Origin of the sequence: Niallia sp. M35, from assembly GCF_050971705.1 — a bacterium.
GTDB classification, from domain to species: Bacteria; Bacillota; Bacilli; order Bacillales; family Cytobacillaceae; genus Niallia; species Niallia circulans_A.
The window spans coordinates 189,147-214,237 of record NZ_JBPCEP010000001.1 but is presented as its reverse complement, the minus strand read 5'-3'; the positions used below and the strand labels follow the sequence as shown (position 1 = coordinate 214,237).

Genomic DNA, 25,091 nt, shown 5'->3' with positions numbered 1-25,091 from the left:
TTTCGTTATATTACTTTTTCTAATGAATGTCTTAATTTAAATATAGCTTTGGAGTGAATTTGAGATATGCGAGAAGTAGATAAATTCATTACTTGTCCAATTTCCGTTAATGTTAATTCTTCCTTATAAAACAAACTAATTACAAGCTGCTCCTTTTCATTAAGCTCTTTAATTTTTGCGGCCATCTCTTGGACTAGTTCATCCTTTACGACTTTTTCCTCTGGAATAACCGTTTTATCATCACGAATCGAGAAACTCTGTGCTTCTTTCTCTTCTCCTTCATTCATCTGCTCATCAATAGATAATATATTTGCAAAAAAATGTTCATTCATTGTTGCATATACTTCGTCAACACTAGTCTCTAACTCATCAGCAATTTCTTGAACAGTAATATTTCTCATTAATTTCTGTTCGAGTTTTTCAATAGCCGCCTCAATTTTTTTTGACTTTTCTCTCGTGCCTCTAGATAACCAGTCTTCTTTACGAAGTCCATCAATAATACTGCCTCTAATTCGAAAGGAGGCATATGTATCAAACTTTAAGTCCCTATTTGGATCAAAGCGTTGTAAGGCATCATATAGTCCCATCATTCCAAGACTTGTTAGTTCATCTCGTGAAACACTTTTTGGTAACCCTATCGAAATTCTTTGAACATGAAAACTCACTAAAGGCATATATTTTTTAATTAATTGATTACCTGCTTCCTGATCTCTCGTACTAGTCCACATTTCCCACGCTTGCTTCTCTTCTGTTGTTGATTCCTTTGCCATTAAATTATTTCCCTCCTCTATAAACAATGAACCCCATACACGCATATAACTAGTTCTATCTATATAAGTAACAACTTGAAAAGGATATAAGTATATTTCTTCCCTATCTATATCCCCTAAATCCAGCAAAAAAATCAATATTTTTGTATTCATTACCATATAAGGAGCTTGTCTGCATATTTTATTTTTAGCATTTATATTCCTATCCATTCAGTTTAAAAATAGATTTGATAGGAAAGGAAGATATACCTATCCATTTATTTATGTATATATTTCACTATTGATTTTAGCAGAAGATGTGAATTATTAGCTATTCTTTCTAATACCTCATTTAAAATTAGGTAATAAGAACTACCAACTGTAATTATCCGTTCTTTTTTAGTGAAATTCCCAAGAAAAATAAATAAAAAGACTATCTCTTAATAAAAGAATACATTCCAAAGTCCCAACCATGGATTCTTTAAATTAGAGGTAGTCTTATTTCACTGCTTTTAAAAGTATTGCTATACACTATATAATATGAATCCCTTTATTCACCGTTCGAATTGTTAATTCATGGGTAGCAGGACAGAACTCAATTGTTCTACCACTATTTCCACCCACATCTTCACTTACCAATTTAATCCTTAAAGATTGTAGTGTATTTTTAACCGCTTCAACATTTCGAGGTCCTATTCTCATAACATCGCTTGTCCCAGTAAACTGAAACATTTGAGCTCCTCCGGCAATTTTTGCTAACAACGTACTTCTCTTTATTCCTAATCCTTCTAAACGCTCTACTAGTTCTACAATGGCTGTATCTGCGAATTTAGCTTTATTAAGAGTTCCGGATTTAGATATGGATGCTTCTGGAAGCATAATATGTGCTAAACCAGCAATTGGTTTTAGGGAGCTATATAATACAATACCCACACATGAACCAAGTCCAGAAGTCCGAATTGTATTAGGAGACTCTACCACATTCATATCAGCAATCCCAACTTTTATTACTGTAATTTGGTCAGTCACCATCCTTCACTCCCAATGATTGAAATAAAGCGGCAAAAGAATCAGGGTCAGGCAGCAAAAAGAAATGGCCATTTACAGTGTCGGCTAATGTGATTTCTTCTCCATTTAACTCCGTATTGATGACAATCGCATAATCACTTACTTGAGAATGTTCAACTAATCCATATGTAACAATTGCACCAACCATATCAATTGCGAGTGCTGGCACGGATGGATACAAAGATAACTTCGTAAAATCAGATAAAGAGGACAAATAAGAACCGGATAATATATTGCCTAGTTCTTGTAATGCAGACATAGATAACTCATCATATGGCGGTTTAGCTAAGTTAACAGACGGGTCACCAATCATATCTTGAACCAATTTAGTAGCTTGCTCTAAAGGAAGTATAAAAAACATACTTCCTGGAACATCTCCTTCAATTCGTAAAAACACCCCAGCAACAATATTATCAGCACCGCCTGCCATTTCCATCATCTCATCAAATGTCACAATTTGAACATCCGGAACCTTCATATCAATCTTTTTATTCAGAAGCTTAGATAAAGAAGTTGCAGCATGTCCTGCTCCAATATTACCAATTTCTCTTAGTACATCAAGCTTTAAGGAATTTATATCATTAATATACCCCATACTTACTCATCACTTTTAGTATTAGCATAATTTCTTAATATATTTCGATCAAACACTTTTTCTAAATCAACAAGAATTAATAAACGTTTATCAAGCTTTACTACACCTTTTATATAATCGACTTCATCGCCATTGATTGTCTCTGGAGCAGGCTCATAAAGAGAAGTATCGACATCTACGACATCATTAGCAGAATCAACAATTATACCTACTTCCATATCTTCCAACATAATAATGATAATTCTTGTGCTATCCGTGTATGGAATTTCTTCCAAATTAAAACGAAGTCGCAAATCAATAATGGGAGTTACTACTCCCCTTAAATTAATCACGCCTTTAACAAAAGGAGCGATATTTGGAATTCTAGTAATATGCATGTTTTTCTCTATCGACATTACTTCATTGACAGAAATAGCATATTCTTTTCCCTTCAATTCAAATATTATTAATTTCTCTTCTGTTGAAACTGCATCGCTCATTTCCTTTTCATCCCTCTCACATAACCTATCTGCAATTTATAAAGCGCAAGATCATTATTCCCCCATTTATAAACAAATTCTGACAAGTAGTAATTCTGCTTAATGAGTTTATTCCAAGGTAAAGCCACTTGCGCTAACATCTATTAATCCTTGTACAGGTTATTACTTAATTAAAGCATTACAATCCATAATTAAAGCTACTTGTCCGTCTCCTAAGATAGTTGCGCCAGATATAGCATACGCACTAGAAAGGTAAGTACCTAGTGATTTTAAAACCACTTCTTGCTGACCGATAAATCCATCTACAACAAGACCAGCTAATTTATCTCCTTTTCTTACGATAACGACAGAATAATAGTCACTCTCGATTCCTGCTGATGGCACATCAAAAATATCCTTTAAGAATAATAATGGCACCACTTTGCCACGGAAATCGATAACTGTTTGATCATGGGCATGCATTAAATCATTCTTATTGACAATAGCTGTCTCAATAATAGATGACAATGGGATAGCATACTTTTCTGCTTGAATTTCAACTAGCATAACAGAAATAATCGATAAGGTTAATGGTAATTGGATAGAAAATAACGATCCTTTTCCTTCCTCTGATTCGATTGTAATCGAACCACCTAGTGATTCAATTGTATTTTTCACTACATCCAGCCCTACTCCACGTCCTGAAATATCAGAAATTTGATCAGCAGTAGAAAAACCAGAAGCAAAAATAAGTTCAGCGATTTGATTATTCGTTAATGTTTTAGCTACTTCTTTTGAAATAATTCCTTTATTAATTGCTTTAGAAAGGACTTTTTCTTTATTAATTCCTGCTCCATCATCTTCCAACTCAATAAAAACATGGTTTCCGCTATGATATGCACGAAGAACAACTGTTCCTTCTTCGCTTTTATTATTCGCTCGTCTTACTTCTGGTGTTTCGACTCCATGGTCAAGAGCATTTCGAATTAAATGAACTAATGGATCACCAATCTCATCTATAACGGTGCGATCAAGCTCTGTTTCTGCACCAACAATTTGTAAATCAATCTTCTTATTTAAATCACGCGCAAGCTGCCTAACCATTCTTGGGAAACGATTAAATACAGTCTCGACAGGAACCATGCGCATATTTAGGATAATATTCTGAAGATCACCAGTAACTCTTGACATTCTTTCTACCGTTTCATGAAGCTCTTGATCTTTAAGGGTGGAAGAAATTTGTTCCAATCTTCCTCTGTCGATAACAAGTTCCTCAAATAGATTCATTAGAATATCTAAACGCTCAATATTAACGCGAATGGTTTTATTAGATACTTTAGTCCCTGTTTGTTTCTCAGTCTGTTTAGTCTCAGCCGGAGTGCTATTTTCTGTAACAGATGTATTATCCGTTTTTGCTTGTACTGCTTCTACAACCGGAGTTTCTACTATCGTTTGCTGCTTAGCAGACTGACTATTTGCAAAGAATTCCCTTACAGCTACCTTTTCTACCTCTGAAACTTTCATAACAGACGCTTCAATTTTATCTGCTGCCTCTTTTGATATAAGGGTTGCCATAAAATCATAGTCGAATTTTTCTTCTTCAAGCTCTTCCACTGGAGGAATAGACTTAACAACCTCTCCTAATGATTCTAGAGCTTCAAATATCATATAAACTCTTGCAGCTTTTAATAAGCAGTCACTTTTTAATGTAATATTGATTTCATAAGTAAAAAAGCCTTGATCGGATGATTGCTGTAATACAGTTGTTTCAAATTCATCATATTGATTTTGCTTTGCAGGAGCATCCTCTATGGCAGTTACTGCAACCTCTGCTTCTGCTGTATTTTGGTTTAAAGGAAGTCCTTTTTCAATTTGTATAAGCTTTTCAACTACTGCTTCTACATTTCTTTTTCCATCTCCACCACTAGCGATTGACTCTACCATTGCATCAAGATCATCGACAGCTAAGAAAATGACATCCAATATTTCTGGAGAAAAAATAATTTTCTTATTCCTTATAGCATCGAGTACATTTTCCATTTGATGGGTTAGACTTGCCAAATCTTCATACCCCATTGTTGCAGACATACCTTTTAAAGTATGAGCTGCACGGAAAATTTCATTTACTATTTGTAAATTTTCAGGATCCTTTTCTAACTCTAATAAATGTTCGTTACATGCTTGTAAATGTTCTTTACTCTCTTCAATAAAAACTTCTAAATACTGACTCATTTCCACTTGCTTCACATCCCTTGACGTTATACATATTTCATAATAGTTTCAGCAATATGATCTACCTTTTGAATTTCATCAATATAATTCGTGGCAATAGCTGTTTTAGGCATTCCGTAAACAATACATGTCTCCTGTGACTCAGCAATAGCTTTTACGTTACCTTTTTTTGCTAATTTTATTAAACCATCTGTGCCATCTGATCCCATCCCAGTCATAATAACTGCTATTTTTGCATAGGCTTTCAAATCGCTGACAGATTCAAACATAATATCAACAGATGGCCTATGACCATTTATAGGGGCAGTTTGATCCAGATCAATTGCTGTATGGACACCAACTGTTTTTACCTTTAAATGCTGACCTCCTGGAGCAATATAGGCAACTCCATTACGGATGATCTCCCCATGCTCCGCTTCCTTTACCGTAATAGCGGATAACGTGTTTAGACGATTTGCAAGGGATCGGGTAAATCCTGCTGGCATATGTTGAACGATTAAAATAGGTGCTTCAATATCACTTGGTAAATTAGTTAGGACTTTCTGCAATGCCCTTGGGCCACCAGTTGAGGTTCCAATTATGACAATCTTTTTCATGGAGTTCATCCAATTACTGATGGATTCTATCTTTTGTACTATTCTTTTATTCTCTTCTCTTGGTTCTATTTTACTATAAGAAGATTGTGAAGTAATAGTCTTTTTTCCTTCATTTGAAAGATTTAATAATGTTTTTGGTTTTACTTTACTAGCTAAAATAACTTTTTCTACCAATTCCTGCTTAACTTTATATAAATCTAGTGAAATAGACCCAGAAGGCTTTGTGATAAAGTCAATTGCCCCTGCTTGCATTGCCTGAATCGTACTTTCTGCTCCAACCTTTGTTATGCTTGATAGCATAAGAACTCGTACAGGATGCTCTAACATAATTCTCTTTAAAGCACTTAAACCGTCTAAGACTGGCATTTCGACATCAAGCGTTACAACATCAGGAGCTAATTGCTTAATTTTCTTTATTCCGTCTTCACCATTTCTGGCTGTACCAATAACGGTTATTCTCGAGTCTTCGGAGAGAAAATCTGTAATTAGCTTACGCATAAATGCAGAATCATCAATAACAAGAACCTTTATTTTCTCCACTTTAAACTCAACTACCTTTCAAACAAAAACCTTTTTAATTTAGACACGAAATTATGTCTATTAGCTGGATAGGGTTCTGTAAACTGTTGTTTACCATATCTATCGGCAATTTCGCGCAAAGCTTTAGCCGCTTCTGATTTTTCATTAAAAAAAACAAAAGGAATTTGTTTTCGTACAGCTTGTGCTACATTTGTGTCATCTGGTATATAGCCAAGATTAATAAGATCCCGCTGCAAAAATTTTTTTACAACTTGCTGAAGTTTTTGTAACGTTTCTGCCCCATCTTTTTTCTCCATTGTTCGATTAACGACAAGGTATAACGGAAGTACTGCATTTTTTGTATGAATAAATTTCATTGCAGCATATGCATCTGTTATAGAAGTAGGTTCAGGTGTTGTGATGACGATACAATCATCAACAGATAGAATAAACTTTAAAGAATCCGTACTAATTCCAGCTCCCATATCAAATAAAATATAGTCATAGTGATTTAATATCCTTTGAAAATGCTGAAAAAAGCTCTCTAGTTTTTCTTCTTCCATATCGACAAAATCACTTAGTCCAGAACCACCTGCAATATAGTCTAATCCATCAAATCCTTTAGAAATAATATACTCAAAATTAATATCATTTCTAAAAAAGTCAACGATCGTAAAGCGAGACTGTGTCCCCATTAGAATATCAATATTCCCCATTCCAATATCCATATCAATCAGTAAAGTACGATATCCTCTTTTTTGAAGAGTGAGCGCAAAGTTAAGCGAAAAATTCGACTTTCCCACACCGCCCTTTCCACTGATAATCGCCAATGTTTTGTGATTGGAGTCCCTTTTGTTTGCATTTAATTGTTCAATTTTTTTTCGTAAGATAGAAGCTTGATCGTTCATTCTTCAACTACCTCAAATAGCTTATTTACTAACTCCTCTGGGGTTGCTGGAACTATATCATCAGGAACATTCTGACCTGTTGTAATATAAGCAGCACCTTTTTTACAAGCAACAATTAAATTAATCATTGCCCCGTACGAAGATGTTTCATCTAATTTTGTGAACACGAAAGCATCAATCTTGATTGCGGAAAATTGTTGATAAATCTCTTCTAAGTCATCTTGCTTTGCTGTCATAGATAAAACAAGTAACGTTTCCATTTCTCTTTTATAATCGACCACTTGCATTAAATCTTCTACATATTTTTTATTTCTGAAATTTCTTCCTGCTGTATCAATTAAAATAACATCGCATTCTTCCAGTTTTTTCGTAGCATGCTCAAAATCTTCCAGAGAATAACAAACCTCTAAGGGTACATCTAAAATATTCGCATATGTTTTAAGTTGTTCGATTGCCCCAATCCTATATGTATCTGTTGTAATAAATCCTACTGATTTTTGCTGTCTTAAAATGATATTGGCAGCAATTTTGGCTAAAGTTGTTGTTTTTCCCACCCCTGTTGGCCCAATGACATTAATATATTTTTTGGCTAAAGAGATTTCCCCAAATGAATAAGGGGAAATCTCCGCTAATAGAAATTGCCGTGCCCACTCAGAAACCTGAGACTCTAAAACGTCTTCGCCTGCTGCGTACCATTTAGCTACTAATTCTTTCACTAATCCTGTCTTAATGTCTTCATCTATCCCTTGTTTATCTAATTGATTTACTATGTTAGTTATAGGAGAAGGAATAGAAAATGTCATACTTTTATTCGCTTTTACATTTTGATTAATTTCATTTAAATGCTTTACTATCTCTGGATAATCAGATATTCTCTTTCCCTCTTTTAAACTTATATTATTAGTTGAATTATCTGCATCAGCCCTAAAAGCCGGTTCTTTAATTAAAACAGGACTGCGCATTTCTCGCTTTTTTGTTTGCTTAGAAATTGTTGTCTCTGAAATGCTCGGATCAATAGCTGCGAGTACTTCGATATTTCTTTTTTTAAATAAGCCTAAGAAGCCGCCTGTATAAATTACTTTTGAATGAAGAATGACAGCATCATTCCCTAATTCCGCTCGAATCTTTTTCATTGCTTCTGGCATATCCCGTGCTACGTATTTTTGGATTTTCATTCGATATTCACAACTCCCACACTTTGAACTTCTACATTTGCTTCTAATTCATTGTACGATAATACTGGAACTTGTGGAAAATAACGTTCTGTCAATTGTCTTACATACATACGAACAGCTGGCGAACATAAAAGAATTGGCATCTGTTCCATTACAGATAATTGTTCAATTTGCCCAGCAATACTCTCTAAAATTGATTGGGAAATATTTGGATCTAATGCTAAGAAGTTTCCATGCTCTGTTTGCTGAATATTATCCGCTATTAGTTTTTCCACTTTTCCTGACAAAGTTACCACTTTTAAAGAGTCATTTTGATTCGTGTATTGGGTAGTTATTTGACGGGCTAAGGATTGTCTAACATATTCAACTAATAAATCTGTATCAGCTGTCATTTTTCCAAAATCAGCTAATGTTTCGAAAATGACTGGTAAATTACGAATAGAAACATTTTCCCTTAAAAGTTTTGCTAAAACCTTTTGAATTTCTCCAATCGACAACGGACTTGGTGTTACTTCTTCGATTAAAATCGGATAGCTTTCTTTTACATGATCCACTAATTGTTTCGTTTCTTGTCTTCCTAATAACTCATGGGCATTTGCCTTAATTACCTCTGTAATATGGGTAGAAACAACGGAGGGTGGATCAACCACGGTATAACCAAAGATTTCGGCTTGTTCCTTCGTACTTTCTGTTATCCATTTAGCCGGCAGGCCAAAAGATGGTTCAATCGTATCAATTCCCTCAATGGAATCATCGTCCATCCCAGGACTCATCGCTAAGTAATGATCCAGAAGCAGTTCCCCGCTTGCTCTCTCATTTCCCTTTATCTTTAATCGGTATTCATTTGGCTGTAATTGAATATTATCGCGAATCCGAACAACAGGAATGACAAGACCTAACTCTATCGCTAGCTGTCTTCTGATCATGACCACCCTATCTAATAGATCCCCTCCTTGATTGGCATCGGCTAAAGGAATAAGACCATAACCAAACTCAAATTCAATTGGATCCACACTTAGTAAACTAACTACACTTTCAGGACTTTTTAGCTCATCTGTTTGGATATCTTCCTCAAGCTCCTGCATTTGTTCTAAATTTTGCTTTGGCTTTCTTGATAAATAATAAGCTCCAAATATTAGAAGTCCCGCAATAGGAATTGTTAAAAAATCATCAATTGGCGTAAAAAGACCTAATAAAAAGATTGTTCCTCCTGCTACATAAAGCATTTTTGGGTATGACAATAACTGCGAAGTGATATCGGAGCCAAGGTTTCCTTCTGAAGCAGCTCTTGTTACAACAATCCCTGTTGCTGTTGAAATTAGTAATGCAGGTATTTGACTGACAATCCCGTCCCCAACGGATAATAAGGAAAAATGCTGGGCAGCATCTCCTGCTGCCATACCAAGCTGAGTCATCCCAATGACGATTCCAAAAATCAAGTTAATAAAAACAATTATGATTCCAGCAATGGCATCTCCTTTGACAAATTTACTTGCCCCATCCATCGAACCATAGAAATCAGCTTCTCTACCAACTTTTTCACGCCGTTGTCTTGCCTCTTGCTCGGAAATAATCCCCGCATTTAAATCAGCATCAATACTCATTTGCTTACCTGGCATTGCATCTAATGTAAAACGTGCAGCAACCTCTGATACACGCTCAGACCCTTTGGTGATAACAATAAATTGAATGATGACAAGAATTAGAAAGACTACTAACCCAACAACAATATTGCCGCCAATTACGAATGTTCCAAAGGTATGTACTACCCCACCTGCATCCCCTTTTGATAAAATAGCTCTAGTGGTGGATACATTGAGACCAAGGCGAAATAGGGTCGTTAACAACAAAAGTGAAGGGAAAATAGAAAACTCTAAAGCCTCACTCATATTCATAGTTAATAATAAGATAAGTAATGCCAACGTAATATTAAGCAAAATTAACACACTTAATAACCATGTTGGAAATGGGATAATCAACATTGCAATAATGAGGATTACCCCAATCACTACGATTAAGTCTCTCCTTGCCATTTCTTCCGCTCCTTAAAAAAACACGTTTATGTCTATATTATTTACAATAAATTCTTTACTAAAAATGCTATTATTTATCTCTAGTTTGATAGACGAAAGCCAGAATCTCTGCAACAGCCTTATAAAATTCTTCCGGAACTAAATCACCTATTTCTACTTGGCTGTACATTGCCCTTGCCAATGGTCGATTCTCTACCATAACAACATTATTTTCTTTTGCCACTAATTTTATTTTTTGGGCAACAAAATCGACCCCTTTTGCCACAACATAAGGTGCGTCATACTTATCTTCATCATATTTCAGACAGATCGCATAATGAGTTGGATTCGTAATGACAACATCAGCGGTAGGCACATCCTGCATCATTCTGTGCATTGCCATTTCTCTCTGCTTCTGCTTAATTTTGGACTTTATTAAGGGGTCACCTTCCATGTTTTTATATTCGTCTTTAATATCTTGTTTTGACATTCGAATATTCTTTTCATAATCATATCGCTGATACATATAATCCATGAGTGCTATCACTAACAGCGCAATCGAAGCATAAAGCCCCATCTGTACGGTTAACTTAGCAATTGTAACAGCAATAGAACCAATAGATTTATGAGAGAGGATTAGGATTTCGTTCATTTTTCCCCATAAAACAGAAAATACAACAATACCAATCACTGTAATTTTCAACAATGACTTCAACAATTCTACAATCGAACGTAGTGAAAACAATCTCTTAAATCCCGAAATTGGATTTATTTTTTCTAATTTAAATTTAATTGCTTCCGGAGAAAATAAAACACCGACCTGCATATAATTGGCAATTAGTCCCCCAGCAAGAGCAGCAATTAAAATAGGACTTAATAAAAGTGCCACTTCCTTAAGAATATCTAAAAACAAACCTTGTATCGAATTGATTGAAAGATTAATGCCCATAAAATCACTAAAGGTAAAGGTGAAAAGAGACAGTAATCCATCTAAAAGGTATTCCCCTGTGAAACTTAAAACACCAAAAACAACTAAAAGAACAAGCGCTGTATTAACATCCTGACTTTTTGCCACTTGTCCTTTTTTTCTCGTGTCTTGCCTTTTCTTTGGAGTGGCCTTTTCCGTTTTTTCGCCTGCAAAAAACTGAAGATCTAATGATAGAAGCTTCATTAACCAACCCCCCCTATAATGTTCATCATTCCTCTCATCGTTGTAACAATGGAAGAGAACAAATGGGTTACAGAGGTCATTAGTACACCCATAACTATAAAAAGAATAATTAGTCCTGCAATAATTTTGATAGGAACACCCACAACAAAAATATTTAATTGAGGGACAGTTCTTGCTACAATCCCTAATCCAACATCCACTAAGAAGATGCTTCCCACAACAGGAATAGACATCTGAAAAGCAATCATAAACATTAAACTAAATGTTTTAATAAGAAACTCCGCTAACTCGCCATTTCCAAATTTAATCCAAGGCTGTTCAAGCGGAATAAATTGATAGCTATAATAAATACCGTCTAATAGCAAATGATGACCATTAGATGCCAATAAAAAAAACATAGCGATAATGGTTAAATATTGACCAGTCAGCGGACTTTGCGATCCTGTTTGAGGATCTATCACGTTTGCAATTGCAAACCCCATTTGAAAATCAATAAATCCTCCCGCAATTTGAATAGCAGAAAATAACATATATGCGACAAATCCAATGGAAAGCCCCACTAAAGCCTCTTTGAGAATAAGAAAATAGTAACCTGTATCAATGGTTAATGTAGGTACATCCATCCCCCAAAACATAACTAGCGATAAAAAAAATCCTAAACCCACTTTAAAAGTCGTAGGGATCGTCCGATAAGAGAATAAAGGTAGCATTAAAAAAAACGAAGTAACTCGAACAAGGATTAATAAAAATGCTGGAAAATTTGATAAAAGTTCATCCATCATCCTTCTATCCAATAAACCTTGTTAGATTTGAAAATATATCTTTCGTATAAGAAAGCATATGACTCAGCATCCATGATCCAAAAAAAACAAGTCCAACAAGAACCGCTACAATTTTTGGGACAAACGCCAAAGTCTGCTCTTGGATTTGTGTCGTTGCTTGAAAAATACTGATGATTAGTCCAACTGCCAACGCAATAATTAACAGTGGACCGCTGATAATTAATACTGTAAGTACGCCTTTCTCTGCTATGGAAATAACCATTTCCTGTGACATTCTTTCACCTTCTTAAAAACTTTCTAACAGTGATTTTACAACTAAATACCAACCATCCACCATAATGAATAATAATATCTTAAATGGTAAGGAAATCATTACTGGCGGTAGCATCATCATCCCCATTGACATTAAAATACTGGCAACAACCATATCAATAACTAAAAACGGAATAAAGATCATAAATCCGATTTGAAAAGCTGTTTTTAATTCACTAATTGCAAAAGCGGGTACCAACGTCGTTAATGGAATATCCTCAATAGATTCTGGTGCTTCTGCTTTTGAATAATTTAAAAATAATGCTAAATCCTTCTGCCTCGTATGTTTGCTCATAAATTCCTTAAGTGGCAAAGAGGCATTATCATAGGCTTCCTCTAATGTTATTTCTTCATTAAACAATGGTGTTAAAGCCTTATCGTTTACTTCCTGAAAAGTAGGAGCCATAATAAAGAATGTTAAAAACAATGCTAGCCCTACAATGACTTGGTTAGGGGGCATTTGTTGGGTTGCAAGCGCCGTTCTGACAAAGGAAAGAACAATCACTATTCTTGTAAAGCTAGTTAGTAATATGATGATACTAGGTGCTAAAGAAAGGACGGTTAATAATAATAACAATTGGACAGAAGTAGAAACATTACCTGGGTCATTGTTATTAAAAAACTGCATAAACTCATTCATTTTTTTCTGACGATCCTTTCTTTTTCTTCTCTAGTACGTCCAACTTTTCCTTACGTTCACTTGATATTCTTTCTAATTCTTTTGATAAACGAATAGAAAAAGATTCTTTTGTCTTCGGAGCAGAATGACTAGAAGATATTACATTCTTCACCTTTGTCACAATATCGCTTGGTTGTACTAGTTGATCTAATTTCTGATTATATTCTGCTAATATTTCTTTATACTCTTGTTCATCCTCAATCTCTTTGATTAATTGAATACTATCTCCCACACCTACTATTAATAACCGCTTCCCTACTTTTATTAATTGAATGGAGCGATTTGCACCTAACGCTGTACCACCAATATTTTCAATAATTTGCGAATTTTTATAACCATGATTTCTTTTGTTTATAAAACGCAAGATAAAATATATTAAGAAAACAACAAATATTGTTGCAAAAATCATTTTCACGAAATCCCAAATAGTAACCCCGATGGAACGTGGTTCATCTGAATTTGTTTCTTCTAAAAGTAAATCAGATTGCTCCTTAGTCTGATTGTCATTTTTAGAATTCTGCTCTGTTGTCATCTCTTTCTTTGTATCGTCTTGTGCTTTATTCTTTTCTGATTCGTTCTGTAAGATATCATATACACTTTTATCAATTTGTTCTGCGTAGGCTTGATTACCAAAGCCTAGCAGAACAATGATGAGCAGTGAACAACGAATTAATAAATTTACTTTATTCACATTCGGCACCCTCTAATATAATTTTTAGCCTAATGTTTTACTGATAGCTTCCAATACACGGTCTGCCTGGAATGGCTTAACAATAAAATCTTTTGCACCAGCCTGGATTGCATCAATAACCATTGCTTGTTGTCCCATTGCTGAACACATAATAACTTTCGCATTTGGATTAATATTTTTAATTTCTTTTAAGGCAGTAATTCCATCCATTTCTGGCATGGTAATATCCATTGTTACTAAGTCTGGTTGTGTTTCCTTATATTTTTCGATTGCTTGCATACCATCTGCAGCTTCTCCTACGATTTCATACCCATTCTTCGATAATATATCCTTAATCATCATTCGCATAAAAGCGGCGTCATCAACGATTAATATTTTCTGTGCCATATTCCTCAAAACCCCCAAAAATTATTTTAAATTTTTTAATCGATCCTTTTGACTAACAATATCAGTTACACGCACACCGAAATTCTCATCAATTACCACTACTTCTCCTTGTGCAACCAATCGGTTATTTACAAGAATATCAACAGGTTCTCCTGCTAACTTGTCTAATTCAATAATAGAGCCTGAAGACAACTCTAGAATTTCCTTAACTGATCGCTTCGTTCTGCCAAGCTCAACCGTTACTTGTAATGGTATATCTAGTAACATATCCAAATTCTTTGTTTCTGTAACGGTTGAAGTCGGTGTATCAAAACTAGAAAATCCTGCAGGCTGCACATTTGGTGGTGGACCTTGTGTATGATTTCCTGAACCAAAATATTGCTGCTGCGTCACATTTGCTGGCTGAGAATTAGTATTAACAGGATTATTCGCCATTGGATTTGAAGCTGTTTGGTAATTAGCCGTTGCATGTGACTCTTGCATTGGTTCTTTTGGCTCATATACTGAATTATAATCCACTTCGGGAATATTGGAAACTTCTTCTTCTCTATTATTAGGATTTATTAACCCTTCCACTAACTTTTTCGCAAAAGAAAGCTGTAATACTTGCATGATCTTTGAATCAATTAAATCCCCAATCTTAATTCGAAAAGAAATTTTAGCTAAGACATCTTCATCCGGAATCGACTCCGTTCCTTCTCCATCATGAATGTTTAAAATATCGATACTTGGTGGAGAAATATCTACTTTTTTGCTAAAAATGGTAGACATGGATGTTGCAGCAGATCCCATCATTTGGTTCATCGCTTCTTGCACTGCGCTTAGCTGGATTTCTCCTAACATTTCAGGATTTGTATTCAATCCATCTCCCCCAAGCATCAAATCAGCAATAACAGCTGCATCTGCTTGTTCAATAACAAGTAAATTCATGCCCGAAAATCCTTCTGTATAATTAACCCTTATTGCGACATAAGGTTGGGGAAACTCATCTGCCAGCATATTCTTGCATATTACGCTTACGGTAGGTGTCGTAATATCTACTTTCTGATTTAATAACGTAGACAGAGCTGTCGCTGAGCTACCAAAGGATATATTTCCGATTTCTCCTAACGTATCTTTCTCTATATCTGATAAATACTTTTCTGCATCCATTTCTGAACTATCATTTGTATCACTATCTCCCCTTAAGAGAGCATCTATTTCATCTTGTGAAAGCATATCCTTACTCACCATCTTCCTTCCCCTCCTCTAAAGTTCCTAATACTTGAACAGCCATTTTTTTATTTAATTTACCAGGTTGTCCAATAAATTTAGGGATATCTCCAACTTTAATGATTAAGGGCTGTTGTATCGTTTGATTCATTTCAATAACATCTCCAATGTCCAACATTAAAAAATCCTGGATGGAAATATCAGAAGTTCCAAGTTCAGCGACAACCGGCACAATCGATTGCTGAATATTTTCTTCTAAACGAGCAGTAAATTCAGGTAATCTCTCCTTTTTCTCTGCCTGCATCCAATAATGCCCGGATAGCTTCGGAATAATCGGCTCTAGCACCACATGCGGAATACAAATATTTATCATTCCACTTGTTTCCCCAATTGTAGTACTTAAGGAAATTACTACAACCGTTTCATTAGGAGAAACCATTTGTAAAAACTGTGGATTTACTTCGAATTCAGCAAGACTTGGTTCAATATCCACTAAATCTTCCATTGCCTCTCTAAAATGATCAAAGGCACTTTCGAATGTATTTGACATAATTTTCGTTTCAATTTCTGTCAAATTTTCCACTTTATTTAGACTGCTGCCTCTACCGCCCATCATTCGGTCCATCATAGCATAGGCAATATTAGGATTTACTTCCATCAAGATTCTGCCTTCTAGCGGCGGAACATCGAATACATTTAAAATAGTCATTTTCGGAATCGAACGAATGAACTCTTCGTATGGAATTTGATCTGCTGATGTAACAGATATTTGCACATATGTCCTTAATTGTGCAGAGAAAAAAGTTGTTAATAATCTAGCATAATTCTCATGAATTCTTGTTAAGCTTCGAATTTGATCCTTCGAAAACCGTAATGCTCTTTTAAAATCATATACCTTGACCTTTTTTTCCAGTTGTTCTTTTTTCAGCTCATCTGCATCCATTTCACCAGATGATAAAGCAGATAGCAGGGCATCTATTTCATTTTGGGATAAAATATCAGCTGACAAAATTACTCACCTCCATCTATTCTCTTTTATTTTATTGGAGTAGAGAGTTTACAATATAAACTTGGACTACTTTGCCTTCTTGCATCAGTTCATTAATTTTATCCTTAAGATCGTTCTCTAATTTAATTTGGCCATTTTTCCCTTTTAATTCTTCTGATTTTTTCTCAGATAATTCTTGAATAATAATATTCTTAACTTGAAAATCTCTCTTTTCTAATTCTTCCTTTGCTTCCTTACTATCTGTCTGGATCTTAAAGGATATTCGGATGAAATTATTAGAAGCTAAATTTGTCGTCATTTCCTCAATATCCACAGAAGATTCCAAGATTTCGTCAATCGAAGGTTCATTTGTCTTTTGCTCGCCAGTAAATTTCCAAATATAAATGAAAGCTCCTGCTCCTGCCAGTGTAATAACTAATAATAAAACGAGCATTATAATAATAACTTTATTATTCTTCATCGTCTTTCTCTCCCACATGTGGTAATCCGAAGAGGTTTACTTTTTGAAAAAAATGATTCATTTTCTCTAATACATCCTCTTCACTTTCTTTAACAACAAATTTATTTCCATTAGTTAAAGTTATCGTTGTATCAGGAAAAGATTCGACTGTTTCAATAAATAAAGCATTAAGTAAAAACTTTTTTCCATTTAGCCGAGTTAACTGTATCATTTTTTTATTAGGGGCTAACCTTACGAATAACCCCTGCCCCTCCAATTAAATTATCGTTTTAAATTAACTAATTCTTGAAGAATTTCATCTGAAGTTGTAATGATTTTTGTATTTGCCTGAAAACCTCTTTGAGAAACGATCATATCTGTAAATTCTTCTGATAAGTCAACATTTGACATTTCTAAGTAACTACTATTAACTGAACCAGTACCTGCTTGTCCAGGAGTAGTCAAAATAGGATCTCCAGAGTTATTAGAAACCTGAAAAATATTTCCGCCTACTTTCTCTAACCCTCCTGGATTATTAAACTTTGCAAGTACGATTTGTCCAGCATTTTGTGTTTCTCCATTTTCAGCAACATAAGTAACGGTTCCATCCGTACCTATGCTATAACTTTTTGCTGTGGCTGGAATAATACCTACACCAGACACTTTAAGTCCACTCGACGTAACGATATTTCGATCTTTATCAAAGTCAAAGTTCCCTGCTCTAGTATAAAATGAATTACCTTCTCCATCTTCTACAACAAAGTACCCCTCACCAGAAATTGCCAAATCAAGCCCTCTGCCTGTATACTGTGTAGGCCCTTGAGTATGAACCGTATCGATTGATGCAAGCTGAGATCCTAGCCCGATTTGCTTCGAATTCGTACCACCATTTCCATTTGCAGGAGCGGTTGCACCAGAAACCGTTTGACTAATCAAATCACTGAATGTCGCACGACCTTTTTTAAAACCATAAGTATTTACATTGGAGATATTATTCCCAATAACATCTAATTTTGTTTGAAAGTTTTTCATTCCGCTTATCCCTGAATATAATGAACGTAACATTTATATTATCTCCCTTCGAATGAACTGCGTCTATCACTCAGCAGTTTTTGGCCTCCAATTTTGGTCCAGCCTTTTAATTCATAATAATTGTTCCATTTATATTAGTAAAAATTTGATTTGTCGCTTCTTCACGGTCCATTGCTGTTATTACGGTATTATTTTTTGCACTAACAATTAAGGCTGCATTATTTAACAGTACTAACGATTCCTTTATTCCCATCTTCTTTGCCTCGGTAACTTTTTCCTCGATCGCTCTCCATTTAGCGGCCTCTATCTTAATTCCTCGCTCCTGAAGTCTTTCATTAGCATGTTTACTAATATTCAGCGTATTTAATGAAGAAATAGACTGTTGTAAATGAGTAGAAAATGATGGAATGTTTTGGGCTTTATGCAAAGTTGACTTAGTTTTAAGCGCCTCAATACCATTTTTAATTGCTGCATGTGATTTTATGGAAGGATAAACTGGCTTATCCATTTAATCACTTCCTATTCAATTTTTATAATTTGTCCTGAAGTAATTTTCGTTTCTGCATCATCACCTAAAGTCAGTTGAATTTGTCCATTTTTCAAGGACACAGATAGAACTTTATTACTTACTTCATCCCCATTCTCATTCAAATAAGAAACGTTTTTTCCAATCAGTTGACTTGCTAGCACAAGATTATTTTCCGAAGCATTTTTATTCATACTTGATATGTTAGCAGGCACAATTTTTGTTCCATCCTCCAATGTGAAGATCACACTGTCTTCTGAATAAGCAATCGAACTCACCTTTCCGGTACCAGAATATGTTTTGTCATTCCCAGCTTTATCAGTTACTACTTTGCTCCAATTTACTTCTTGACCAATAAATTGCCCGTATGAGATAAGATTCGACTGAGTTTGCAGAGAGATTAAATTAGTCATCGCAGTATTTAAATTTTGCATTTGTTCCAAACTTGAGAACTGAGCCATTTGTGCGATAAACTCTTTATCATCCATTGGACTTGTTGGATCTTGGTTTTGTAATTGTGTAATTAAAAGCTTCAAGAAAGCATCTTTTCCTAGCGATGAGCTGCCTGTGGAAGTATTAGATTTCGATTTCTGATATTCTGATAAAGAGAGAGAAGGGTCATTTATTGTATTTGCCATCGGTACTTGCTCCTCTATACTTCAATATTTAATAACTCCTCAATAAAAGAAGCTTTTTGTTTATTCTCATCATCATTTTCATCTTTCTTTTCTCTTTGCTGATGTGGATGTTGCTGTTCTTGCTGCTGATCTCTTTGCAACCTATCTTGAGGTTGTGGAGAAACAACAATATCCACTTTATCAACTTGTAAATTCTGCGCGGTTAAACCATGTTTCAAACTAGTAAGTTGTTTTTCTAATACGTCTTTCGCCTCAGTATTCGCAGTAATAATTCGAGCAATCATATTTCCTTCATTCTGAGTTATCTCAATTCGAATAGATCCTAAATGATCTGGCGCTAGTCGAATAGTTAGCTTTTGCATATCGCTCGTTTTAGTAAATGTACTATTTGCCAAAATTTTTACAAATTGTTCTTCTACCCTTTTCGAATGGATCGCTTCTCCTGAATCACTTAGGAGCATAAGCGGGTCTTGCTTCAGAAAAGTAGTTGGAATAGATGATAATATTTTTGTGTCTGTATCTCCTTCACCAACTTCAACGTTTCCCTTTATTTCTGTATTTGACCCTAATAACTCTCCTGACTTTCTTAAGGAGCTTACCATAATGGGGTTAACTATTTTTGGTAGAATCGTATTCTTTTCGACTAATTGCTTATCTAATTTTCCAAGAATAGAAGATATAATTGTCTTTAGCTCCGTTGTCGCTGCGATTACATGATTTTCTGTTTCCGCTTCTTGGTTAAGATAAGCTTGTGTTGTTCTTTTCTGCTCACAACCAATTATATTTTTATTTTCTTGCAACAAACTATTTTGCAATGCCAACAGTTTTGTATCGAACTTGGAAAAAACATTCGGAAAATCTTCCATATTATGATTAATTACGCTTTCGATATTCTTTGTTTTGGCTATGTCCTCTGAAAGGGAGTTCCCAGTACTATTTTTTAAAATTCCATTATTCACTACTTTTTGATTTTCTATCTCTTTGACAATGGAAGCTCCAGATACCAAGTTTTCCTTACCAGAGATAGCCTCACTTGTAATCATAGTATAGGCAGCTACTTTCTTTCGTTCACGCTCACCCTCTACAAAAGGTTCCACGTTTTGTTCAGCGCTTTGCACCGTACCTGCTATGCTTTCATTAGAGTACATATTTTGTTCTAAAAAATTGTTTAAGGAAAGAATAAATCCTTGTAAATCTTCTACGGTTTCAGCAATTTTTTCATTGATAGTAAGATCAGGTAAACTTTTTACTGTTTTCTCAAGCAGCTTTAAATCAGAAAATAAATCTGGTAACTCTGTATGATTAAACATTTCTGGAGTTATCCTCGAATTTTGTCCTTCTATTAATACTTGAGTAATCTTGTTTTCAATCTTAATAAATGTTGCAGCTATGATACCTTCCATATCGGTCGCTTCTAAATCATTGATACCACTTTGATCTGAAATATCATAGTAAGTATTCCATAGCTTTTCTAGACTCATAGAAATTTCTTCATTGGGAATTTCTTTTGATGAACTAGACAATAATGCTAAAAGCTGATTTAAGCCTTCTTTCTGTTGATCTTGAGCAACTTTTGGACTTGATTTTTCTTGTTGATTAGTTGTTTGTAAAGAATTTATCAGCAATAAAAACTTTCCGCCAAGTTTTTCGTTTAGCATCCCTTTGTTTCCACTAGCTACTTCCACTTTTCGCAATGAATTTATCAGTTCTAATTGCAATTTTTCACCCCCTTTCTAGCCACTTTAAGTTTTATTGACTTGCTTTTGCTGATTTTGATAGCAGCTCTGTATATTTGGAAGCAACAGCTGGCTCCATTTTCTCTAATACCGAAGCAAGTTTTGCTGGTTTAAGTTCTCCCAAAATTTTCATTGCTTCCTTTTCGCTCATTTCTGATAAAATAGCCGCTGCATTTTTCGGAGACATTGTTTCATATGTTTTAACAATCTCATTCATAGCTTTCTTTGTTTCCTCTTGGGCTGACTGGAGAGATTGTAACTCACTCTGCAGCTTCTCTTTTTCCGAATTAGCAGATTGAAATCTATTTTCACTATTTTCTAATTGTGACTCTAGTGACTTTATTTCTTTATCTCGTTCTTTTAGTTTTGTTTGTAAAGAGCTAATTGTATTTTTATTATTTTCCAGTAATTTATCGGTAGATTTTTTTTCTTCACTCAGAAAAGGAATTGCATTTAATAACTCTTTTCCTTTCTCTGCAACATCTGCTCCTGAATACATAAGCAAAAGGACGAGAACGATGATTGCAAATATTGTCGGAATGACTGCAACCATAAGAAATCGTTGAAAAATATTAAATGGCTTCTTTTTTTCTTCCCATGAATTTTCCATTTAGCCACCTACCTTTTCATGGTGCATGTATTGTTGAAGAGAAATATCATCCATTTGCTTGGCCTCTTCCGCTCTTGCTATTGCTAAATAATTCGAATGGTCTTTTTCTTTTATTTTCACAAACTTTTTTACTTCAAGGTTTTTTTCAAGCATTTTCTCTTGAAAATAAACCATTGAATTCCGTGCATTTTGCACCATTTTTTGGGCATGTTCAATTGTTTTTGCTAAATTGCCCACGAATTGCTGATGGTGTCTAATTTCTTGAACCGATAATCCGGACATCATTTTTTCTGCTTGATATGCTTCCAGATCTTCTTTTCTTTTCAACAGCTCATAGAGATTTTCAGCCGCTTCTTCAAATCTGTTTACCGATTGATTGTAAGCAGAGCTTGCTTCCTCTTTTTCTCTTTCGCGAATCGTTAAAATTTTTTCGAATTTAAATTGATAGCTCATCTTTTTATCCCTCTGTTCCAACTAAAGTTAATAAGGAATGAAGGCTCTCCTCAATTGAAACCTTTTCATCTGTTTCCTGCTTTATATAAGATAGGATGCTAGGATATAACCTAATTGCTGTATCAATCTCTTTAGAAGAACCTTTTTTATAGGCACCTATGTTGATTAAATCTTCCGAATTCATATAAGTACTCAAAAGATCTCGTAATCGCTCGGCCGCTTTTACATGCTCTTTTGACACAACATGATTCATCACGCGGCTTACACTTTTTAAGACATTCACAGCAGGATATTGCCCTTTATTAGCAAGCTCACGGTCTAATACATAATGGCCATCTAAAATACCGCGTACGGTATCTGCGATCGGTTCATTCATATCATCCCCATCAACCAATACGGTATAAAAGGCTGTTATACTTCCAAATTCGTTTGTTCCCGTTCTTTCTAAGAGTTTTGGCAAGATAGCAAATACAGAAGGTGTATATCCTTTTGTGGTCGGCGGTTCACCAATAGCAAGTCCCACTTCTCTTTGCGCCATTGCAACCCGAGTAACAGAATCCATCATTAACATGACATTTAATCCTTTATCGCGAAAATATTCGGCAATAGCAGTAGCAGTATACGCACCCTTAATTCGCATTAAAGCTGGTTGATCAGATGTTGCAACAACAACAATCGATCGCTTCAGCCCCTCTGGCCCTAAGTCACGTTCAATAAATTCTCGTACTTCTCTACCGCGTTCCCCTATCAAGGCGATCACATTTAAATCTGCTTTTGTATTTCTGGCAATCATTCCTAGCAATGTACTTTTCCCAACACCACTACCTGCAAAAATCCCAAGTCTTTGTCCAGTGCCAACCGTTAAAAGTCCATCAATTAACCGAACTCCTACTTCCATCGATTGGGAAATAGGTGGTCTTGTCATTGGATTAGGAGGCTCTTGATCAATTGGAACAGACTTTAAGCCTTTTGGTAACATCGATCCGTCTAAAGGCATTCCTAAAGCATCAACCGCAGTACCTATTAATCCTGGTCCAACCTTAATTTCTAATGGCTCAGAAGAGGCTTCTACTAAACAGCCTGGTGAAATGTCTTGGACAGTTGTATATGGCATTAAAATGATATTCCCCTCATTAAACCCTACAACTTCTGCCTTGATAATTCGTTTATGCTTTGTACCAATGTGGATATTACATACATCACCAATAGAACTTTCCGGTCCCTGTGATTCAATCATTAACCCTACAACTTTATTCACACGGCCATATTGCTTATAAGTGTCAATGGACGAAATCGAGCTTAGTAACTCAAGTGCTTTCACCCTTCTTCACTCTCCAATATTTCAAGTAACTTATTTTTAATCATAAGCAATTGCGTATCAACACTTGCATCTAAACGCCCGTTTGCCGTTTCGATAATACAAGCATTTTCATCAATCGTTTCATCAGGGAAAATGAAAAGATTTGGCTTAATCGGAAATAGTTGTAACAATTCTTCTTTTTCTGCTATTACCATTTCATAATGGATAGGACTGACATGTAACTGTATTTCCTTCTGTTTCCTTACTTCTTTAAGAGCATTTTGTACAAGATAGAGGAAGTTTTCTTCCTCTTCTTTTATCTTGTTATTCATAATTTTTTCGGCAACTTCAATTGCAAGCTCCAATATAGTAGTTTCAGCAGATTGTAAGTATTTTTCGTAATCCTCTTTTGATGCAGTTACTGTGTCTTTCGCTTGTTGAATAAAACTTAACATTTCATTATATCCTACATTTTGACCTTCTTCGTAACCTGCTTGAAAACCATTTTTCCTCGCTTCTTCAATTAAATTCCCTTTTTCTATATCCCAGTTTTGTCTTTCTTCCATAAGCTGTGCTCGTATAAGTTCGGCTTCTTCCAAAGCTTGGGCTTTCATTTCATCTGCTTCTTTCCGAGCCGACTCTACTATTCTGTTATATTCCGTTTGTGTAACTTCCCTAGAAAGATCCACCTCAGCATTGAAGGTATCTATATACTTAATCGAAATAACTTTCTCATTAGCGTCCTCTGGCTTTGAATATCTTGACTTTATTAATCTAGACAATGATATCATCTCCTCCGCCTCGGGCAACTACGATTTCGCCAGCATCCTCAAGACGTCTGATAATACCAACAATTCTTGATTGTGCTTCTTCTACATCCTTCAAGCGTACAGGTCCCATAAATTCCATCTCTTCTTTAAAGGACTCAGCCATTCTAGTAGACATGTTGCCATAAACAATTTCTTTCACTTCATCACCAGATACCTTAAGTGCAAGCATAAGATCTTCATTTTCACAATCACGAATAATTCTTTGAATTGCTCTATTATCCAATGTAACGATATCTTCAAAGACAAACATTCTCTTTTTAATTTCTTCTGCTAATTCTGGATCTTGGATTTCGAGTGCGTCTAAAATAGTGCGCTCTGTTGCTCTATCGACTCCATTTAGTACTTCAACAACCGCTTCAATACCACCAGTTTGAGTATAATCTTGCGTAACAGTGCTCGATAATTTTCTTTCTAATATTTGCTCGACTTCGTTAATAATTTCAGGTGAAGTACTATCCATTACAGCAATTCTCTTCGCAATATCAGCTTGAACTTCCTGTGGAAGCTCAGACAGGATTAGACCTGCCTGAGTGGGATCCAAGTAAGATAAAATTAACGCAATCGTCTGCGGATGTTCATTTTGAATAAAATTTAATATTTGGTTTGGATCTGCTTTTCTCGCAAAATCAAAAGGTCTTACTTGCAGAGAAGAAGTAAGCCTATTTAAAATAATCGACGCTTGTTCTGTCCCAAGAGCCTTTTCTAACACCGTTTTTGCATACCCAATACCACCTTGTGAAATATAATCTTGAGCAAGCGCAATATTATGAAATTCTTCTAAAACACTTTCTTTAGAAGTATTCTCGACCTTTCTAACTCCTGATATTTCTAAAGATAGTTTCTCAATTTCTTCCTCACTCAAATGCTTATAAACCGAAGCTGCAACATCAGGACCTAGCGATATAAGGAGAATGGCCGCTTTCTGTTTCCCAGATAACTCATTTGATTCTTTTCTTGCCATCTACACCACCC

General features: G+C 35.2%; 28 protein-coding genes. All 28 read right to left on the bottom strand.

What is annotated here, in order from left to right; all coding sequences use genetic code 11:
- Nucleotides 1–5 precede the first annotated feature (5 nt).
- Nucleotides 6–770 (bottom strand): FliA/WhiG family RNA polymerase sigma factor, encoded by a 765-nt coding sequence (locus NiCM35_RS01045; RefSeq protein WP_095329207.1) that lies wholly within the window; start codon nucleotides 768–770, stop codon nucleotides 6–8.
- 510 nt (nucleotides 771–1,280) lie between these two features.
- Nucleotides 1,281–1,778, bottom strand: coding sequence for a chemotaxis protein CheD (locus tag NiCM35_RS01040; protein ID WP_123259102.1), 498 nt, complete (start codon nucleotides 1,776–1,778; stop codon nucleotides 1,281–1,283).
- Complete coding sequence (locus NiCM35_RS01035) at nucleotides 1,771–2,412, bottom strand: chemotaxis protein CheC (protein WP_095329206.1); 642 nt, start codon at nucleotides 2,410–2,412, stop codon at nucleotides 1,771–1,773. The genes NiCM35_RS01040 and NiCM35_RS01035 overlap by 8 nt, the downstream gene beginning before the upstream one ends.
- Nucleotides 2,413–2,414: 2 nt before the next feature.
- The gene (locus NiCM35_RS01030; RefSeq protein ID WP_095329205.1) at nucleotides 2,415–2,891 is read right to left on the bottom strand and encodes a chemotaxis protein CheW; all 477 of its coding nucleotides are present in this window, start codon (nucleotides 2,889–2,891) and stop codon (nucleotides 2,415–2,417) included.
- Between the two features lie 162 nt (nucleotides 2,892–3,053).
- The gene (locus NiCM35_RS01025) at nucleotides 3,054–5,108 is read right to left on the bottom strand and encodes a chemotaxis protein CheA (RefSeq protein WP_123259595.1); all 2,055 of its coding nucleotides are present in this window, start codon (nucleotides 5,106–5,108) and stop codon (nucleotides 3,054–3,056) included.
- 20 nt (nucleotides 5,109–5,128) lie between these two features.
- Nucleotides 5,129–6,238: a protein-glutamate methylesterase/protein-glutamine glutaminase gene (locus tag NiCM35_RS01020; protein ID WP_123259596.1), complete on the bottom strand. Its 1,110-nt coding sequence runs from the start codon at nucleotides 6,236–6,238 to the stop codon at nucleotides 5,129–5,131.
- 11 nt (nucleotides 6,239–6,249) lie between these two features.
- Nucleotides 6,250–7,125 (bottom strand): MinD/ParA family protein, encoded by an 876-nt coding sequence (locus tag NiCM35_RS01015; protein WP_095329202.1) that lies wholly within the window; start codon nucleotides 7,123–7,125, stop codon nucleotides 6,250–6,252.
- Nucleotides 7,122–8,300 carry a flagellar biosynthesis GTPase FlhF gene (flhF, locus tag NiCM35_RS01010; RefSeq protein ID WP_163185008.1) on the bottom strand — a complete coding sequence of 393 codons (1,179 nt, stop codon included), beginning with the start codon at nucleotides 8,298–8,300 and terminating at the stop codon, nucleotides 7,122–7,124. The genes NiCM35_RS01015 and flhF overlap by 4 nt, the downstream gene beginning before the upstream one ends.
- The gene (flhA, locus tag NiCM35_RS01005; RefSeq protein ID WP_095329200.1) at nucleotides 8,297–10,333 is read right to left on the bottom strand and encodes a flagellar biosynthesis protein FlhA; all 2,037 of its coding nucleotides are present in this window, start codon (nucleotides 10,331–10,333) and stop codon (nucleotides 8,297–8,299) included. The genes flhF and flhA overlap by 4 nt, the downstream gene beginning before the upstream one ends.
- Before the next feature lie 70 nt (nucleotides 10,334–10,403).
- The gene (gene flhB / locus NiCM35_RS01000) at nucleotides 10,404–11,483 is read right to left on the bottom strand and encodes a flagellar biosynthesis protein FlhB (RefSeq protein WP_095329199.1); all 1,080 of its coding nucleotides are present in this window, start codon (nucleotides 11,481–11,483) and stop codon (nucleotides 10,404–10,406) included.
- Nucleotides 11,483–12,262: a flagellar biosynthetic protein FliR gene (gene fliR, locus NiCM35_RS00995; protein WP_095329198.1), complete on the bottom strand. Its 780-nt coding sequence runs from the start codon at nucleotides 12,260–12,262 to the stop codon at nucleotides 11,483–11,485. Before fliR ends, flhB begins: the two co-directional genes overlap by 1 nt.
- A gap of 7 nt (nucleotides 12,263–12,269) precedes the next feature.
- Nucleotides 12,270–12,539, bottom strand: coding sequence for a flagellar biosynthesis protein FliQ (gene fliQ, locus NiCM35_RS00990; protein ID WP_016201137.1), 270 nt, complete (start codon nucleotides 12,537–12,539; stop codon nucleotides 12,270–12,272).
- Between the two features lie 12 nt (nucleotides 12,540–12,551).
- Nucleotides 12,552–13,217 (bottom strand): flagellar type III secretion system pore protein FliP, encoded by a 666-nt coding sequence (fliP, locus tag NiCM35_RS00985; RefSeq protein ID WP_095329197.1) that lies wholly within the window; start codon nucleotides 13,215–13,217, stop codon nucleotides 12,552–12,554.
- Nucleotides 13,210–13,947, bottom strand: a complete 738-nt coding sequence (locus NiCM35_RS00980; protein ID WP_235850223.1) for a flagellar biosynthetic protein FliO — start codon at nucleotides 13,945–13,947, stop codon at nucleotides 13,210–13,212. Before NiCM35_RS00980 ends, fliP begins: the two co-directional genes overlap by 8 nt.
- 24 nt (nucleotides 13,948–13,971) lie before the next feature.
- On the bottom strand, nucleotides 13,972–14,334 hold the full coding sequence (locus NiCM35_RS00975) for a response regulator (RefSeq protein ID WP_016201134.1): 363 nt from the start codon (nucleotides 14,332–14,334) through the stop codon (nucleotides 13,972–13,974).
- 21 nt (nucleotides 14,335–14,355) lie between these two features.
- A complete protein-coding gene (gene fliY / locus NiCM35_RS00970) occupies nucleotides 14,356–15,567 on the bottom strand; it encodes a flagellar motor switch phosphatase FliY (RefSeq protein WP_163185005.1) in 1,212 nt (403 codons plus the stop codon).
- The gene (gene fliM / locus NiCM35_RS00965; protein WP_095329195.1) at nucleotides 15,557–16,555 is read right to left on the bottom strand and encodes a flagellar motor switch protein FliM; all 999 of its coding nucleotides are present in this window, start codon (nucleotides 16,553–16,555) and stop codon (nucleotides 15,557–15,559) included. The genes fliY and fliM overlap by 11 nt, the downstream gene beginning before the upstream one ends.
- Before the next feature lie 31 nt (nucleotides 16,556–16,586).
- Complete coding sequence (fliL, locus tag NiCM35_RS00960; RefSeq protein WP_095329194.1) at nucleotides 16,587–17,015, bottom strand: flagellar basal body-associated protein FliL; 429 nt, start codon at nucleotides 17,013–17,015, stop codon at nucleotides 16,587–16,589.
- Nucleotides 17,005–17,226, bottom strand: coding sequence for a flagellar FlbD family protein (locus tag NiCM35_RS00955; protein WP_095329193.1), 222 nt, complete (start codon nucleotides 17,224–17,226; stop codon nucleotides 17,005–17,007). Before NiCM35_RS00955 ends, fliL begins: the two co-directional genes overlap by 11 nt.
- A gap of 50 nt (nucleotides 17,227–17,276) precedes the next feature.
- A complete protein-coding gene (gene flgG, locus NiCM35_RS00950; RefSeq protein ID WP_095329192.1) occupies nucleotides 17,277–18,059 on the bottom strand; it encodes a flagellar basal body rod protein FlgG in 783 nt (260 codons plus the stop codon).
- Between the two features lie 73 nt (nucleotides 18,060–18,132).
- Entirely contained in the window at nucleotides 18,133–18,534 is a 402-nt protein-coding gene (locus NiCM35_RS00945) for a TIGR02530 family flagellar biosynthesis protein (protein ID WP_095329191.1), read from the bottom strand.
- Nucleotides 18,535–18,545: 11 nt separating this feature from the next.
- Complete coding sequence (flgD, locus tag NiCM35_RS00940) at nucleotides 18,546–19,190, bottom strand: flagellar hook assembly protein FlgD (protein ID WP_095329190.1); 645 nt, start codon at nucleotides 19,188–19,190, stop codon at nucleotides 18,546–18,548.
- Nucleotides 19,191–19,204: 14 nt separating this feature from the next.
- Nucleotides 19,205–20,908: a flagellar hook-length control protein FliK gene (locus NiCM35_RS00935; protein WP_433778293.1), complete on the bottom strand. Its 1,704-nt coding sequence runs from the start codon at nucleotides 20,906–20,908 to the stop codon at nucleotides 19,205–19,207.
- Between the two features lie 31 nt (nucleotides 20,909–20,939).
- Nucleotides 20,940–21,536, bottom strand: a complete 597-nt coding sequence (locus NiCM35_RS00930; protein WP_123259600.1) for a MotE family protein — start codon at nucleotides 21,534–21,536, stop codon at nucleotides 20,940–20,942.
- Entirely contained in the window at nucleotides 21,537–21,989 is a 453-nt protein-coding gene (gene fliJ, locus NiCM35_RS00925; RefSeq protein WP_123259601.1) for a flagellar export protein FliJ, read from the bottom strand. It lies immediately after the preceding gene.
- 4 nt (nucleotides 21,990–21,993) lie between these two features.
- Complete coding sequence (gene fliI / locus NiCM35_RS00920) at nucleotides 21,994–23,310, bottom strand: flagellar protein export ATPase FliI (RefSeq protein ID WP_095329186.1); 1,317 nt, start codon at nucleotides 23,308–23,310, stop codon at nucleotides 21,994–21,996.
- Nucleotides 23,307–24,071, bottom strand: coding sequence for a flagellar assembly protein FliH (fliH, locus tag NiCM35_RS00915; protein WP_176474177.1), 765 nt, complete (start codon nucleotides 24,069–24,071; stop codon nucleotides 23,307–23,309). The genes fliI and fliH overlap by 4 nt, the downstream gene beginning before the upstream one ends.
- Nucleotides 24,064–25,080: a flagellar motor switch protein FliG gene (fliG, locus tag NiCM35_RS00910; RefSeq protein WP_095329184.1), complete on the bottom strand. Its 1,017-nt coding sequence runs from the start codon at nucleotides 25,078–25,080 to the stop codon at nucleotides 24,064–24,066. Before fliG ends, fliH begins: the two co-directional genes overlap by 8 nt.
- Nucleotides 25,081–25,091: the final 11 nt, after the last annotated feature.

Bases quoted from the DNA above. Each gene is read 5' to 3' on its own strand.
- fliR (WP_095329198.1), bottom strand. From the start codon at position 12,262: ATGGATGAACTTTTATCAAATTTTCCAGCATTTTTATTAATCCTTGTT.
- flhB (WP_095329199.1), bottom strand. From the start codon at position 11,483: ATGAAGCTTCTATCATTAGATCTTCAGTTTTTTGCAGGCGAAAAAACG.
- fliY (WP_163185005.1), bottom strand. From the start codon at position 15,567: ATGGTGAGTAAGGATATGCTTTCACAAGATGAAATAGATGCTCTCTTA.
- NiCM35_RS01015 (WP_095329202.1), bottom strand. From the start codon at position 7,125: ATGAACGATCAAGCTTCTATCTTACGAAAAAAAATTGAACAATTAAAT.
- flgD (WP_095329190.1), bottom strand. From the start codon at position 19,190: ATGGCAAATACAATAAATGACCCTTCTCTCTCTTTATCAGAATATCAG.
- flhA (WP_095329200.1), bottom strand. From the start codon at position 10,333: ATGGCAAGGAGAGACTTAATCGTAGTGATTGGGGTAATCCTCATTATT.
- NiCM35_RS00975 (WP_016201134.1), bottom strand. From the start codon at position 14,334: ATGGCACAGAAAATATTAATCGTTGATGACGCCGCTTTTATGCGAATG.
- fliJ (WP_123259601.1), bottom strand. From the start codon at position 21,989: ATGAGCTATCAATTTAAATTCGAAAAAATTTTAACGATTCGCGAAAGA.
- NiCM35_RS00930 (WP_123259600.1), bottom strand. From the start codon at position 21,536: ATGGAAAATTCATGGGAAGAAAAAAAGAAGCCATTTAATATTTTTCAA.
- NiCM35_RS00945 (WP_095329191.1), bottom strand. From the start codon at position 18,534: ATGGATAAGCCAGTTTATCCTTCCATAAAATCACATGCAGCAATTAAA.
- fliQ (WP_016201137.1), bottom strand. From the start codon at position 12,539: ATGTCACAGGAAATGGTTATTTCCATAGCAGAGAAAGGCGTACTTACA.
- NiCM35_RS00955 (WP_095329193.1), bottom strand. From the start codon at position 17,226: ATGATACAGTTAACTCGGCTAAATGGAAAAAAGTTTTTACTTAATGCT.
- fliP (WP_095329197.1), bottom strand. From the start codon at position 13,217: ATGAATGAGTTTATGCAGTTTTTTAATAACAATGACCCAGGTAATGTT.
- flgG (WP_095329192.1), bottom strand. From the start codon at position 18,059: ATGTTACGTTCATTATATTCAGGGATAAGCGGAATGAAAAACTTTCAA.
- flhF (WP_163185008.1), bottom strand. From the start codon at position 8,300: ATGAAAATCCAAAAATACGTAGCACGGGATATGCCAGAAGCAATGAAA.
- NiCM35_RS01030 (WP_095329205.1), bottom strand. From the start codon at position 2,891: ATGAGCGATGCAGTTTCAACAGAAGAGAAATTAATAATATTTGAATTG.
- fliG (WP_095329184.1), bottom strand. From the start codon at position 25,080: ATGGCAAGAAAAGAATCAAATGAGTTATCTGGGAAACAGAAAGCGGCC.
- NiCM35_RS01035 (WP_095329206.1), bottom strand. From the start codon at position 2,412: ATGGGGTATATTAATGATATAAATTCCTTAAAGCTTGATGTACTAAGA.
- fliL (WP_095329194.1), bottom strand. From the start codon at position 17,015: ATGAAGAATAATAAAGTTATTATTATAATGCTCGTTTTATTATTAGTT.
- NiCM35_RS01045 (WP_095329207.1), bottom strand. From the start codon at position 770: ATGGCAAAGGAATCAACAACAGAAGAGAAGCAAGCGTGGGAAATGTGG.